The 13950-nt window shown below is 65.8% G+C and carries 14 protein-coding genes; 1 reads left to right on the top strand and 13 read right to left on the bottom strand.

Annotated elements, in window-relative coordinates:
- Window positions 1-70 precede the first annotated feature (70 nt).
- Window positions 71-712 carry a redox-sensing transcriptional repressor Rex gene (locus tag HKW67_RS04945; protein WP_171224334.1) on the top strand — a complete coding sequence of 214 codons (642 nt, stop codon included), beginning with the start codon at window positions 71-73 and terminating at the stop codon, window positions 710-712.
- Here the strand turns inward: HKW67_RS04945 and rsmA are convergent.
- The 13 genes from rsmA to rpsU form a co-directional block, all read right to left on the bottom strand.
- A complete protein-coding gene (gene rsmA, locus HKW67_RS04940; RefSeq protein ID WP_206044605.1) occupies window positions 678-1547 on the bottom strand; it encodes a 16S rRNA (adenine(1518)-N(6)/adenine(1519)-N(6))-dimethyltransferase RsmA in 870 nt (289 codons plus the stop codon). The genes HKW67_RS04945 and rsmA overlap by 35 nt on opposite strands.
- Complete coding sequence (locus tag HKW67_RS04935; protein ID WP_171224333.1) at window positions 1544-3199, bottom strand: PP2C family protein-serine/threonine phosphatase; 1656 nt, start codon at window positions 3197-3199, stop codon at window positions 1544-1546. Before HKW67_RS04935 ends, rsmA begins: the two co-directional genes overlap by 4 nt.
- Window positions 3196-3660 carry an ATP-binding protein gene (locus tag HKW67_RS04930; protein ID WP_171224332.1) on the bottom strand — a complete coding sequence of 155 codons (465 nt, stop codon included), beginning with the start codon at window positions 3658-3660 and terminating at the stop codon, window positions 3196-3198. Before HKW67_RS04930 ends, HKW67_RS04935 begins: the two co-directional genes overlap by 4 nt.
- Window positions 3661-3712: 52 nt before the next feature.
- Window positions 3713-4045 (bottom strand): STAS domain-containing protein, encoded by a 333-nt coding sequence (locus tag HKW67_RS04925; RefSeq protein WP_171224331.1) that lies wholly within the window; start codon window positions 4043-4045, stop codon window positions 3713-3715.
- Between the two features lie 7 nt (window positions 4046-4052).
- On the bottom strand, window positions 4053-5090 hold the full coding sequence (locus tag HKW67_RS04920; RefSeq protein WP_171224330.1) for a phosphate acyltransferase: 1038 nt from the start codon (window positions 5088-5090) through the stop codon (window positions 4053-4055).
- The gene (coaD, locus tag HKW67_RS04915) at window positions 5087-5599 is read right to left on the bottom strand and encodes a pantetheine-phosphate adenylyltransferase (RefSeq protein ID WP_171224329.1); all 513 of its coding nucleotides are present in this window, start codon (window positions 5597-5599) and stop codon (window positions 5087-5089) included. The genes HKW67_RS04920 and coaD overlap by 4 nt, the downstream gene beginning before the upstream one ends.
- A complete protein-coding gene (gene rsmD / locus HKW67_RS04910) occupies window positions 5596-6117 on the bottom strand; it encodes a 16S rRNA (guanine(966)-N(2))-methyltransferase RsmD (RefSeq protein WP_171224328.1) in 522 nt (173 codons plus the stop codon). The genes coaD and rsmD overlap by 4 nt, the downstream gene beginning before the upstream one ends.
- A 3-nt stretch (window positions 6118-6120) precedes the next feature.
- Complete coding sequence (gene recJ / locus HKW67_RS04905) at window positions 6121-7911, bottom strand: single-stranded-DNA-specific exonuclease RecJ (RefSeq protein ID WP_171224327.1); 1791 nt, start codon at window positions 7909-7911, stop codon at window positions 6121-6123.
- Between the two features lie 82 nt (window positions 7912-7993).
- Entirely contained in the window at window positions 7994-8725 is a 732-nt protein-coding gene (locus tag HKW67_RS04900) for a zinc ribbon domain-containing protein (RefSeq protein WP_171224326.1), read from the bottom strand.
- A gap of 38 nt (window positions 8726-8763) precedes the next feature.
- Window positions 8764-10689: a DNA primase gene (dnaG, locus tag HKW67_RS04895; RefSeq protein WP_171224325.1), complete on the bottom strand. Its 1926-nt coding sequence runs from the start codon at window positions 10687-10689 to the stop codon at window positions 8764-8766.
- Entirely contained in the window at window positions 10686-13130 is a 2445-nt protein-coding gene (locus HKW67_RS04890; RefSeq protein ID WP_171224324.1) for an endonuclease MutS2, read from the bottom strand. Before HKW67_RS04890 ends, dnaG begins: the two co-directional genes overlap by 4 nt.
- A 132-nt stretch (window positions 13131-13262) precedes the next feature.
- The gene (locus tag HKW67_RS04885) at window positions 13263-13724 is read right to left on the bottom strand and encodes a GatB/YqeY domain-containing protein (protein ID WP_171224323.1); all 462 of its coding nucleotides are present in this window, start codon (window positions 13722-13724) and stop codon (window positions 13263-13265) included.
- Complete coding sequence (gene rpsU / locus HKW67_RS04880) at window positions 13721-13909, bottom strand: 30S ribosomal protein S21 (RefSeq protein ID WP_171224322.1); 189 nt, start codon at window positions 13907-13909, stop codon at window positions 13721-13723. The genes HKW67_RS04885 and rpsU overlap by 4 nt, the downstream gene beginning before the upstream one ends.
- Window positions 13910-13950 lie beyond the last annotated feature (41 nt).

The raw sequence follows: 13950 nt of genomic DNA, 5'->3' as shown, positions 1-13950 counted from the left end.
CCGCCCCGCTGGTAAATCGTGCGCGGGCTGTCTAACTTTGTGAAGAATTTCACAAGCCACCGACTCTGCCGTGAAACGCATCGCCGATTCGACCGTCCGACGCCTCTCGATGTACCTGCGGTACCTCGAAGATCTCGACACTCAGGGCCAGCAAACGGCCTCCAGTGACGAACTGGCACATCTCTGCGGGACGACCCCGGCCCAGGTTCGAAAGGACCTGTCGTTCTTCGGGTCGTTCGGCAAGCGCGGGTTGGGCTACCCCGTCCATGAACTGACGGCGCACCTTCGGGAAATCCTCGGCCTCGAGCGCGAGTGGAAAGTCGTCATCGTCGGCGCCGGCAAGATCGGCGCGGCTCTGGCCAATTACCGTGGCTTTCGCCAGCGTGGCTTCAAGATCGTGGGCGTGTACGACAACGACCCCACCAAGATCGGGAAGCCGTGGGGTGAAGCGATCGTGCACGACATGGCCGACCTCGCGCGGGACATTCAGCGGGAAGAGGCCCCCATTGCCGTGCTCGCGATTCCGTCGGACGACGCGCAGGATGTGGTCGATCGTCTGGTCGCCGCCGGCATCCGCGCCATTCTGAATTTCGCGCCGGCCCAGATCACCGTGCCGCCGCATGTGTCACTGAAGTCGGTGAATATGGCGATGGAGCTGGAAGGGCTGTCGTTCGCCCTTACGAACTCGCTGGCGAGTCAGGGCGCGGCGTAAGCACCCGCACGAGCCGAGCGAAGTCCGCCGGCGTGAGCGTTTCCGGTCGCACGTCGTTCGGCAGACCCGCTTCCTGCAGTACCGTCGCCGCGCGTTCGGCATCAAGGGACGCGACCGTGCGCACCACGCGGATGAGTTGCTTGCGGCGCAGTCCGAAGGCCGCCAGCACGAAGCTGCGAAACTTCTCTTCGATCTCGGCCTCCACCGACGGCACGGCGCGCGGCGTGACACGCACCACCGCGGAATCGACGGTCGGCGGCGGGTTGAACGCAGACGGCGGCACTTTTCGCACCATCGCCACGTCGACCACCGCCTGCAGATTCACGCTCAGCGCGCCATAGGTCTTATCACCCGGCGGTGCCGCCATGCGCTCGGCCACTTCCTTCTGCACCAGATACACGGCCACCTCTGGGCGCGGCAGTTCGAGCGCGTGGAAGATGATCGGCGTCGTGATGTAATACGGCACGTTGCCAACCAGCACATACGGTCCGCCCGCGAGCGTCGGCAAGGAGACGGTCAACACATCGGCTTCTACGATCTCGACGTGCGGCATGTCGGCATAGCGCGTCCGCAGGTGCTGCACGAGATCGCGATCGAGTTCGATGGCAATGACCCTGCCCGCGCGCTCGACGAGACGATCGGTCAGCGCGCCGCGGCCCGGCCCGATCTCGACGACCGTACGCCCTTCGAGTGGTCCGAGGGCGTCCACGATGCTGTCGAGCACGCGCGCGTCCTTGAGGAAGTGCTGCCCGAACCGTTTCCGCGCGGCGGGCAGCGCACCTTCAGGACGCGGAGGCCGTGTGCCGCGCGTTCCAAATCCATGTTTCTGACTCACGAGCGTTCCTCGAATGGACGATCCACGATGACGGCGGCGAGATCGTCGCGCAGCGCAGTACGGCGTGTATGTGATTCTACCTGCGCGAACAACGCGTCGAGCATGGCGTCTGGCGATTCGCCATGCGTCATTGTGGCGAGCATGTCGAGCACGGCGTCCTCACCGAGCCGCCGATCGAGCGCATCACGTGCATCGGTGATGCCGTCCGTGAACAGCACCAGCCGATCGCCACGACGCCACGACATCACGCACTCCTCGATGGGGGCGTCACTGAAACCGATGGGCGGCACCACCGCGGTCAGACGCACACATTGCCCGTCGGCGCCGACGCGAAACGCATGCGGATGACCGGCGTTGGCGAAGCGCACCTCACCAGCCCGCGTGTCGATCACGGCATAACACATCGTGATCGACATCTCGGTGGACGTCAGTTCGTCGTCGAGCGACCGCCGTACGGCATCCAGCGCAATTGACGGATCGAAAGCGGCCTGTACGTGAATCGCGGCCGCACTGAGGGCCAGCGCCATCACGAGCGCCGACTGATAGCCGTGTCCGGAGACATCGCCGATCAGCACACCCGTGCGATCTCGATCGAGCCGCGCCAACAGGAAGAAATCGCCACCGACGCTCTCCGCGGGCACCAATCTGGCCGCCGCACGGGCTTCCGGGCCAACGACCGCTGGCTTGGGGAGCAACTTGAGTTGCAGATCGTGCGCCAGCCGCATTTCCCGAACGAGTTGCTGGCGTTCGACGGCCGCGCGCACGAGCGACGCGTTGTGCATGGCGGTGCCGATCTGCGTGCCAACCGCAACCGCGAGCTTGCGATCGCCGGCGCTGAACGGCTGCCCGTTGGCCCGTCCACCCATCACGAGCACTCCGAGTGGGACGGGCGTGCGCGGGTCGACGACATGTCCCCGACGCACGGGCACCTGATGTGTGCCGGTGATGCCGACTCCCGTACTGGGGCGCGTGATCGCCACGGCCATCAAGGCGCCACCGCGCGCCGTGAGCACGGGATCGGACGCACGCGCCGCCGTGCCCTCTTCGGTGATCGCACCGGCGCTGCGGTACGCCGTCACTGCGATATGGCCGACGTCATCGAACGAGATGGTGGGATACTCCACGTCGTCGAGGCCGAGCGTGGCGATCGGCACGAGTGTGCCGGTGTCGCGATTGCTCTGCAGGAATACCGCGCGCGTGGCGCCGACCGTCACCGCCAGCTCGCGAAGCAACGTATCGGCGACATTCTCCACCGACGTCGTGCCACCCAGCAGTTCACCAATCGCGTACAGCAGACTGATCTCTTCGTAGCGCTCCACCAGCTCACCGGTGGCACCGTCACGCTCGCGCGTGAGTCGGCGCACCTGAGGCACAAGACGCGCCAGCAATCGCTCCGCCTCGGGCGAGTTGCCCTTCTCCACGAAAAGCCAGCCGACGCTCTCGCCCGCTGTCACCAGCTGTGCATGCAGCCCGTGCGACTGCGCCCACGCGATCGCATCCCACGCCCCTACGCCCGGTTCACTACGAGCCGCGAAGGTCGACGACGATGCCCCGATCAGCGCCGGTGCCTCGCCTTCGCGTCGTTCCCAAATGGCCGCCTCGCGTCCGGTGGCCTCGAGAAACGCGGCCAGGAGCGCAGCGACCTCGATCATGTCCGATGGAGAATCAGGCGGATGCAATGCCCGGTCTCGGCGTGGGGCCCGGAGCTCTCCACGCGATCCATCAACTTCCGCATGAGAAAAACACCGCGGCCATCCTCGCGCTCGAACCAGTCGGCCTCATCGGGGCTCTGCTGCAGTGACGACAGGTCGAATCCCACACCCTCATCGGTAACGTCCACTTGCAGCGAATGCCCGTCGACCTCAACGCTCACCTGCACCGTTCGCGACCGCTCGCTGCCGTTGCCGCGCAGCATCGCATTGGCCATCGCTTCGGTGACAGCCACCGGCACGTTGAGATTACAGTGACGCGCGGAAAATCCTGCGGCCACGCAGAGCGCGACGATCGTCTCGACGACCGGCTCGATCAAGGTGAGATCCGACGCGACCGTCCATCGCCGGCTCGCTGGCGTCGGAGACTCCACCACGGGCCGCGGCGCAGAGGGGCCGGTCATGGGGACCGTCGCGCCCCCGACTGACCGCGACGTGAGGCGCGTCGCCACGCGGTCAGCGCGCCGCGAGCGCGTCGGCCCGAGTCGCGTAGAGCGGGAAAAGCTGGTCGAGGCGGGTCAGCTCGAAGAGCGTGCGCAGATCCTCATTGAGTCCCGCAAGCCGCAAGTCGCCGCCCGCATCGCGAACGCGCTTGCTCAGTGAGACCAGCGCGCCCAAGCCTGAGCTATCGATGTAGCCCGACCGGGCGAAGTCTATGACGACCGTGCGGGCGCCTTGCTCGACCGCGTCGAGAATCGCCTGCTTGAACTCCTGACGATTCGTCACCACGAGCTGCCCCTCCACATCCACCAGCAGCACGTCGTCGTTGCGATCCAGGATAAAGCTCATGAGGCGCTCAGGAAGCGGTGGAGGAACGAGCGTGATTGCCAGCCTGTAACGCGGTAATCGCCGCAACATGAACAATGTCGTGCGAAGTGGCCCCCCGCGACAAGTCACTGCAGGGGCGCGCCAGCCCCTGCAGGATCGGGCCGATCGCCGTGCCATGCGCCACGCGCTGCACGAGCTTGTAGGCGATGTTGCCGGCGTCGAGTGAGGGGAACACCAGCACGTTCGCGGTCCCCGCGGCGCCTTCGCCCGGTGCCTTCCGACGGGCGATCTCCGGCAGGAGCGCCGCATCGGCCTGAAGCTCTCCTGAAACGATCACGCCGGGTGCCTCGGCTCGAACGATCGAGACTGCTTCGCGCACCTTACTCACGGTCGGTCCGTCGGCACTGCCCATGCTGCTGTAGGAGAGGAATGCCACGCGCGGCTCATCCCCGACGATCCGGCGACGATCGGCGGCGGCCGCAATCGCGATGTCCGCCAGCTGTCGGGCCGTCGGATCGGGAATGACGGCGCAGTCCGTGAACGTGAGCACCTCCGTCTCGCTCCCACGGAAGGGGGGCACGATCAGATAAAACGACGACGACACCGTCCGTACCCCCGGCGCGGCGCCGATCGTCCAGATGGCCGCGCGCAGGACATCGGCGGTCGTGTGCACCGCCCCGGCGACGCATCCGTCGGCCTCGCCCAGCGCGACCAGCGAATCGGCGAAGTAGAGTGGATCGCGCGCCAGCCGCTCGGCATCCTCGCGGCTCAGTCCCTTCGCCCCGCGACGCGCCAGCAGATGCTCGACCACACGCGGCGTGCGCGGATCCGTGAGCGGATCGATCATCTCGACGCTGCGCGACGGTACGACACCGGTCGGCGCATCGTTGCGGCGCACCAGCACCGGCACCACCGATCCGAGCTTGCCGAGCGCGATCACCGCTTCGACCGTCCGAATGTCGGTGGCTTCCGGGAAGAGAATCGTACGCGGAGCGGCCGCCGCCCGTTCATGCACGGATCGGAGGAACGCGCCGGCCGCATCGTCGAATGACGGCACGGTACTCATCGCAACTCGGCGAATCGCGTCACGAGCGCCTTCTCGACCAACGGATGCACCAGACCGCTTACGTCGCCACCGAATCGCGCCACCTCGCGGACCATGCTCGAGCTGATATACGTGGTATCGAGCGACGGCGTCATGAACACCGTTTCCATCTCGGGAAGCAGATGCCGATTCATCAGGGCCATCTGGAATTCGTATTCGAAATCGCTGACCGCGCGAAGCCCGCGGACGTTGACCTGCGCCCCGACCTCGCGCGCAAAATCCACCAGCAGTCCACTGAACGCGCGCACTTCGATCCGACTGTCATGCCCCATGATCTCCGAGATGAAGCGCAGACGCTCGTCCACGGAGAAGAGCGGCTGCTTGCTCACGTTGTTCGCCACGGCGACGATCACCCGGTCGGCGAAGGTCAGTGTACGCCGGATCAGGTCCTCGTGCCCATGTGTGATGGGATCGAAGGAGCCGGCGTACAGGGCGACACGCTCGGCGGAGGCGACTGGGGACGGCGTCACGAAGGGGCGCGGAAGAAGGTCAGAGACGTGGAGCCGTACCGGCGGGTCTCGCCGAGTGCCGGCAGAACCACCGATGACGAATGTTCAATGCCGAAGACGTTGGCGAAAGGGACGGCCATCCAGCAATCGACCAGACGTTGTACCGTCTCCGCGGAATACGGAGGGTCCGCAAAGGCGATATCGTACGCGCCGGCGGAGAGTCGTGCGACGAAATGCACCGCCTCCTCGCGATGCAGATGCGCGTCCGGATGGCCCCCGAGCTTCTCGAGGTTCCCCCGGATGACGGCGAGCACTTTGGGCGACTGTTCAACGAAGTCACAGCTGGCGGCCCCGCGAGAGAGCGCCTCGAGTCCAAGCGCACCGCTTCCCGCACACAGATCGAGTACGCGCGCCTCCGGGAGAATCTGATGCACGATGCTCATCCACGATTCGCGTACGCGATCGCCGGTGGGACGCACCGCTTCCCCTTCGGGAGCGTCGATACGACGGCCTCGCCATCTTCCTGAAATAATCCGCACGTGCTACTCCGAGCAGGGTCGCACGCCGGCGACCCGAAGTTGAAGGCGCGACACGCCACGATACTCATCGCGGTCGAGCCGATAGGCGAGGTCCACCGGGCGCGACACGCTCAGCGTCGGGGCGAGCGCCGCCATTCCCCAGCCGATCGCTTCGAGGGTGCTACGCCCGCCGTCGAGGGACAGCTTGAGCCCGTCGCCGCCGACCTTCCGCGGAGCGGCGGCGAGATGCACGCCGGTGGTACGAAACAGCGGCGAGGGGTTTCCGATACCGAAGGGTTCGAAGTGCCGCACCAGAGCCTCGAGCTCCTCGCCGACGCTGTCGATCGGGACCTCGAGATCCACGCGCAGTTCCGGCACGAGATCGTCGGGCGTGAGTCGCGCACGCGCGACCTCGTCAAATCGTTCGGCGAACGCCGGAAGCTGCGCCGCATCCATGGTGAGGCCCGCCGCCGCCCGGTGCCCGCCAAAGCGCTGGAAATGCATCGCACACTCACCGAGCGCCCCGTGGAGGTCAAAGGCGCTGATCGACCGCCCTGACCCCTTGCCGATGCCATCCTGCACCGCCACGAGCACCGCAGGACGCGCCGTCTGCTCCACGATGCGCGACGCCACGATGCCGATCACTCCGGCGTGCCAGCCCTCGCGTGACAGGACATACGCATAGCGATCGGCCATCCCCGGTGCGTCGACTTGTCGCATGGCATCATCGAGTACCGCGCGATCGAGTTCCTGACGCGCGCGATTGAGCTCTTCGAGTTCCCGCGCGATGACGTTCGCTTCGTCTTCCCGCTCGGCGAGCAGCAGCTTGAGTCCGAGCTTGGCATCCGCGATGCGACCCGCCGCATTCAGGCGGGGGGCCAGCACAAAGCCAACCCGCCCGGCGGTCAGCGGCTTGCCCTCGAGTCCCGACGAGCGGATCAGCGCCCGTAATCCGGGGTGCGTCGTCTCTGCCAACAGCTTCAGGCCGTAGCGCACCATGACGCGATTCTCGCCACGTAGCGGCGCCACGTCGGCGATCGTGGCCAACGCCACGAGATCGAGCTGACGGTGCGCCAGCGCCGGCGACACGTTGAACGCCTCGCACAGAGCCAACGCGATCTTGTAGGCCACGCCGACCGCCGCCAGATCCTTGTCAGCCGACGTGCACTCCGGATGGCGCGGATTGCAGATCGCGTACGACGCGGGCAACGCGTGGCTCGGCAAATGGTGATCGGTAATGATCACATCGATCCCGGAAGCGTTGAGCGACGCCACTGCGTCGCGCGCACTCGTTCCGCAGTCGCACGTCACTACCAAGGTGGCGCCCGCACGCTGCGCCGCTTCCACGCCAGCGTGGCCGAGGTCGTAACCGTCGGTCAGTCGATTCGGTACGAACGGGACGACGTGCTCGGCCCCGAGTCCTCGCAGCACCCGCACCATGAGTGCCGTCGAACTCATTCCGTCGACGTCATAGTCGCCGTGCACGAAGATCGTTTCCTGGGCGCGTACCGCGTCGGCGATGCGCTCGACGGCCCGCGGCAAGTCATGCAGCGTGTTTGGCGCCGAGAGATGCTCGAGGCGCGGACGCAGAAATCGCTTGGCGGCCTCGACGTCTCCGTAGCCACGGGCCACCAAGAGGCGGCACACGGGCTCCGGCAGCAGCAAGGCCTGCATCAGCCCGCGCACGCCCTCGCCAGCGGCGGGGACCGTGGCGATCCACCGCGCCTCCGGCCGCAGCCGCGCCGGCTGGAGCGAGGTGGAAAGGGGGCCGCCTTCGAGGCGGCGGTCGAGTTGAGAACGGGAGGACGCAGTCACACCCGCAATGTACCGGCAGAGCGGCGGGGGATGCACCCAAAACGGTGCCACCATACCCCCGACGCGGCCGACGTACCCGAAATCAGCTCTGGACCGCGACCGGCGGCGCCGGGATGTAGTACAGCAGGCAGCCACACCCTTCACAGGGTTCAATGATCGCACCGGTGGACATCGGCAGACGACGCTGCAGCGGAATCGACGTGTCGCAGCTCCCGCACGAAAAATCATCGTGCAGCTCGAAGACGACGATCGTCCGGCGACGGGCCTGCACGCGATCGTACTTGCTCAGCAGCGACTTGCCGACGCCTTCGGACGACTTGTTCCGCTTGGCCCGTGCCACACCGAGCTCCTTGTCGATGACCGCGATCTCGGCGGCCAGCGTGGAACGCGCCGCCTCCTGGTCGGACGATGTCCGCTCGAGCACTTCGCGGTGCACGGCGAGGGCATTGCGCAGATCGACGATGCGCCGTGAGATCGCCAACGACTCACTTTCCTCGTCTGCGACCACCTTGCGTGCCGCTTCGACCTGCGCGGCGGCGGCGGTGACTTCCTTCAGCTTCTGCGCCGAATTCAAAACCTCGACGTTCTTGTCATGTCGGGCCTTGTGTTCGACGAGGCGTGCTTCGATCGCCCGGTGCTTCTCGAGCTCGCGCTCGAGCGCACCTTCCGTACGGGACACCTCATCGGCCGCGCGCTTGCGCGCTTTGTCGAGCGTCGCGAGCCGAGGGGCCAGCGCATCGCGCCGCGCCTCGATGGCGCGTATGACTTCATCGTCCTGCTGGACGATCAACAGTGCTTGCAGTTCGGTATTCACTACACCTCCAGGAGGGAGATCAGGTCGATGGTCGACCGTCACCCCTTCGGTTTAGCCCGCGGACTGCGGATAGGCAAGAGCCGACGGATTTCGGCCTCGAGTTCAAGGCGCTCCTTCATCAACGCGTCCTGCGCTTCTCGCGTTGCAGTTCGCATCGCCTCACGGATCTCATCGACCCGGAATTCCAACACACGCGCGTCGAGCTTGCTGAGGCTGAGCCCGATGTCCGAAGCCTCCACATTGATCGCAACGGCCCCATCGGTAAGCTCGCGCAGCACCGCGAGCGCGTCCGGAGCCAAGCGGTCGGCGATCTGGTCCAGATCGTCGTTCATCGGCGCGTCGAGTAACGCCGCAAAGAGCGCACCATACTGGGCGTGCCGGAACGAACTCGGGGGATGACGCTCGGCCACGCGTTCGGCGATCCCGCGATCCGCCAACATCGCGCGCACGAGTGACCGCTCCACGGGTTCGTCACGACGTGGTCGAGGTGGAATGTTCGTGGTCTTCCACTCGGGCCCACCGCCATACTTGCTGTTCTTGCGCGACTTCCAAACGGGCTTGTCTCCGTCGGGAGGTGGGAGTGGAGCCGGTTCAGCATCCACCGCCGACCCTTCGAACTCGGGCATCGGCTCGTCGGAGCTGCGCTCCGGTGGCCCACCCGGGGCGCGACGCCGGCCCTGCTCCGTCACCGCGTCCGCTTCGGTCGACAGCGTAACCTTGTCGAGGTGCGACACATCGGCGAGACGCGCCAGATACAGGTCGCGCGTCAACGGATCGCGGGCCGCACGAATAGTGGGCAGCAGCTTATCGATGGCGATGCGACGCCGGCGCAGATCGGAGAACCATCCGAGACGCTCGAGCATCTGGACCTGGCGGTCGAAGAGGTCGATCGCCAAGCTGAGTTGCGTATCCATCGCGGCGCGGCCGTGGTCGCGCACGAACGTGTCCGGATCTTCGTTCTCGGGCAACGTGACCACGCGAACGGTGGCCTTGTGCCCGAGCAACTCCAGACCGGAGCGAAAGGTCGCCTTCTGCCCCGCCTCATCGCTGTCGTACAGCAGGAAGACTTCGGGCGCATATCGCACCAGCAGCTGCGCCTGCTCGTCGGTCAGCGCGGTACCGAGGGGCGCCACGACTTCTTCGATGCCGGCCAGCACCAGTCGTATCGCATCGAGATAGCCTTCCACCACGATGGCGCGACCAGCACGGCGCATCGCCTGTTTCGCGGTATGCATGTTGTACAACGTCTTTCGTTTCTGAAAGACGACCGACTCCGGACTGTTCAGATACTTCGGCGTGTCGTCACCGAGCGCGCGACCGCCGAAGCCCACGTGCCGACCGAGCTCGTCGAGGATCGGGAACATGAGGCGTCCGCGAAAACGCGGACGCGGTTCGGTCTCGCCTTCGCGCACCACGAACAAGCCAGCTTCGATCAGGCGCGCATCATCGGCGCCAAGAGAATGCAGATATCGGCGCAACGCCTGCAGATCGCGCGGCGCGAAGCCCAGTCCGAATCGCTCCCACGCGGCGTCGTCGAGTTGGCGCTGCTGCAGATACGCCCGCGCATCGCGTCCGGTCGCCTCTTCGGTGAGCTGTCGTTGAAACCACTCCGCGGCCGCCGCGAGCACCTCGAAATTCGGCGCATTCGGATCCGACGCCTGCGCGCGCATGGGCACGTCAATGACGTCGATACCGACGCGCTCACCAATCATCTTGACGGCGGATGGCCAATCGAGGCCGAGACGCTTCCGTACGAATGAAAAGACATCGCCGCTTTCGTGGCACACGAAGCAGTGGTAGCTCCCTCGCTTGGGCGACACGGAGAAATTCGGATTCGTGCCACCGTGAAACGGACACGGTCCGCGATAGTCACCACCGGCGCGCTTGAGCGGCACGAACTCGCTGATGATCTGCACGATATCAGCGGCCGTCCGCACGCGCTCGATGATCTCGTCGGAAATCACGTGAGCTCGGCCACGGTCACTCCCGCCCCACCTTCGTTCCACGCGCCCAGCCGGAAGCCCGCCACCCGGGTGTCCTTCTTGAGCATCTCACCCACGCGGGATCGCAGCGCCCCGGTTCCCTTGCCGTGGATGATGCGCAGCTCGCGCATGTCCGAGCGCACGGCCGCATCGAGCGCCTGGAGTACCTGATCGTCGACTTCATCCACGCGCAGTCCGCGCACATCGACTTCGCGCAGCGGATCCGCCTCGGGGATACTGCCGGCGTACGTGACTTTGACCGCCGGTGGCGGCGGTGCGGACGACCGCGTGAGTGTCGACAAGGGCACGGTCACCGTGAGCGAACCCACGACGACGCGCGCTTCTTTACCGCGCACGGAGAGCACCTGGCCGCTCTTGTTGTCGAGCGTCCCCACCAGTACGCGATCACCCTCGGCCAACGGCTGCTGCGCCTTCTGCGGCGTGCCGGGACGCGGCGTGGCCACATCGACGGCCTCACGCACTTGCGTGCGAACCTTCTCGCGCGCAGCGCGTTGTTGTACCGCTTCGACGGCGAGTCCCTGCGCGGCGGCGGCCTCCTCGACGGCGCGTCGCGCCGCTCGTGCGGATTCTTCGAGCGCTTCCGCCTGTTCACCCGCTTTGGCGCGGATCTCCGCGATGGCGCGTTCCACCTGACCGCGCGCGTCCAAGAGATACTTGCGCGCCTCCTGACGTGCCGATTTCTCCGCCTCACGCTCGCGCTCGCGCACCTTCAGCTCGCGATCGGTGACCGTGGCCAAGCGTGCGCGCAACTTTTCCTGCTCGCGGTCCATCACCTGCTCGCGCACACCGAGCGCTCCCTCGCGCGCTTCGACGTCGGATAGCAGCACCGCGAGGTCGCGCTCACCGTGCGGCAACCGCTCTTCGGCGCGCACGATGATGTCCTCGGGCAACTGCAGTCGACGGGCGATGCTCAGACCATAGCTGCGACCGGGAATACCCTTCAGCAATCGATAGGTGGGCGCCAACTGCACCGCGTCGAACTGCAGCGATGCATTCACGACGCCCTCCACCTCAGTAGCCAGCAGCTTGAGCTGTCCCAGGTGCGTCGTCGCGATGGTCGTCGCCGATCGGCGCGTCAGCGTTTCGAGAATAGAACCGCCCAGCGCCGCGCCTTCAGCCGGATCGGTACCCGAGCCGAGTTCGTCGATCAACACCAGCGACTCGGGCGTGGCCGAGCGCAGAATCTCAGCGAGGTTCTTGAGGTGCGCGCTGAAGGTCGAGAGACTGGCCTCGATGCTCTGTTCATCGCCGACATCGGCGAACACGTCATCGAATACCGGCAATCGACTCGTCGCACCGACCGGAACCGGGATTCCCGACTGTGCGAGTGCACTCAGTAAGCCGATCGCCTTCAGCAGGACGGTCTTGCCGCCGGTGTTCGGACCGGAAACGAGCAGCGTGCGCTCCTGCTCAAACAGCGTCAGATCGAACGGGACCACGGGTGTACCGCGCGAGAGCAACAGCGGATGGCGTCCATCGACGATCGCGAGACCTTCGGCCGGCGCGCAAAACGTCAACGGCGCACAACTGGCCTCGATGGCGTATCGCGCGCGGGCGTACAACGCGTCGAGCGCCACGAGCGCATGGAACGCGGCGATCAGCTGATCGTGATACGGGTGCAGCTGCTCGGTGAGTTCGCGCAGCACGCGCTCGACTTCGCGAAGCTCCTCGATCTCGAGCTCGCGCACGCGGTTGCCGAACTCCACCGCCGCGGGCGGTTCGACAAAGATCGTGGCGCCGGTTCCCGAACTGTCGTGCACGATACCGCCAACGTACCCGCGCGCTTCACGGCGCATCGGCATGACCCAACGGCCGTTGCGCATCGTGACCGACAGATCGCTCACCTGATGATGTGATTCGAGCTTGGCCATTTCGCGCTCGAGCAATCGCACGAGCTCGCCCTCGGCCTGTCGGAGCTCTCGACGCACGCGACGGAGCGCCGGCGACGCGTCGTCGCGCACGGTGCCGTCATCGGAAATTGCCCGACCGATCGCGTCCTCCAGCGGGCGCAGGTCGATAAGTTGGTCGAGATAGGCCTGCAGGTACGCGACCGTGATGCGCGGACGTCGCGGATCGCGAAGCGCGTCGCGCACGCGACGCGACGAGCGGATCAGGGTGGCGCCTTGGAGGAGCTCGAGCGCCGTCCAGGTGAGCCCTTCGATGCGCAATCGACGCAGCGGCTCGCCCAGTTCCGGAATCGGCTCGGTCGGCCACCCGAGCTCCGAGGCAACGAGCGCGCGCATCGCGCCCACGCGCGCGTGCTCGGCCTCGATCCATTCACGATCGCGTCGGGGCGCGAGCGTGCGCACGGCGGCGGCGCCGGGACCGGAGTTCGCGCGTCCCGCGACGTGCGCGAGCATACGAGGGAACTCGAGAATGCCGAGGGCGTGCGCGTTCATCATACCGAGGGTGTTCGTCGGTGTGTATCGTGGCTGAAACGGCACGAACCCGGACCGCCGAGGGCGCTAGTCCGGGTTCGAAACCTGCTGTGTGCTGTCATTCGGCTCGCCACGACGTGTCGTGCGTTGTCGTTGTCACCCGCGCGCGAGTTCCTCGCGCACGATTGCGTTGATCGTACCGCCTTCTACCCGTCCCTTGAACTGCGGCATCACCTTGGCCATCACGGCACCGATGTTGACCGCTCCACCCTGCATCGCTGCGCGAACGGCGGCGCGCAATTCTTCAGGATCGACCTGGGCAGGCAAATACACTTCAAGGGCCGTGACCTCGCTCTGTTCCTTCTCGAGGAGGTCCGTTCGCCCAGCTTTGCCGTAGAGTTCGACGGACTCGCGCCGCTTCTTTATGCCCTTCCGGATGACATCGATGACGTCATCGTCGGTGGCATCACGACGGAGTTCGATCTCTCTGTTCTTGACCTCGGAAATGATCATTCCAAGGAGGAGCACGCGATCCTTCAGCTGCTCCCGTCGTGCATTGGCTTGATCACGCTGCAACCGCGGCAGCAACGAACCGCCGGCATCCACGGAACCGCTCACCCGTTACGGGTGCGCCGATTCTTGCGGACGGCCGCGTTCATCTTGCGCTTGCGCTTCTCCGAGGGCTTCTCATAATGACGATGCTTGCGCAGGTCGGACAAAATACCGGCCTTCTCGCACTTCTTCTTGAAGCGCTTGAGCGCACGCTCAAAATTCTCGTCCTCGTGGATGATGACTTCGGACAAACGAAACCTCGTAAATGATGGCGTGACAGACACGTTGCGAT

The sequence above is a fragment of the Gemmatimonas groenlandica genome, from assembly GCF_013004105.1.
Classification (GTDB): domain Bacteria; phylum Gemmatimonadota; class Gemmatimonadetes; order Gemmatimonadales; family Gemmatimonadaceae; genus Gemmatimonas; species Gemmatimonas groenlandica.
This window is presented reverse-complemented; position numbering and strand designations above follow the sequence as displayed.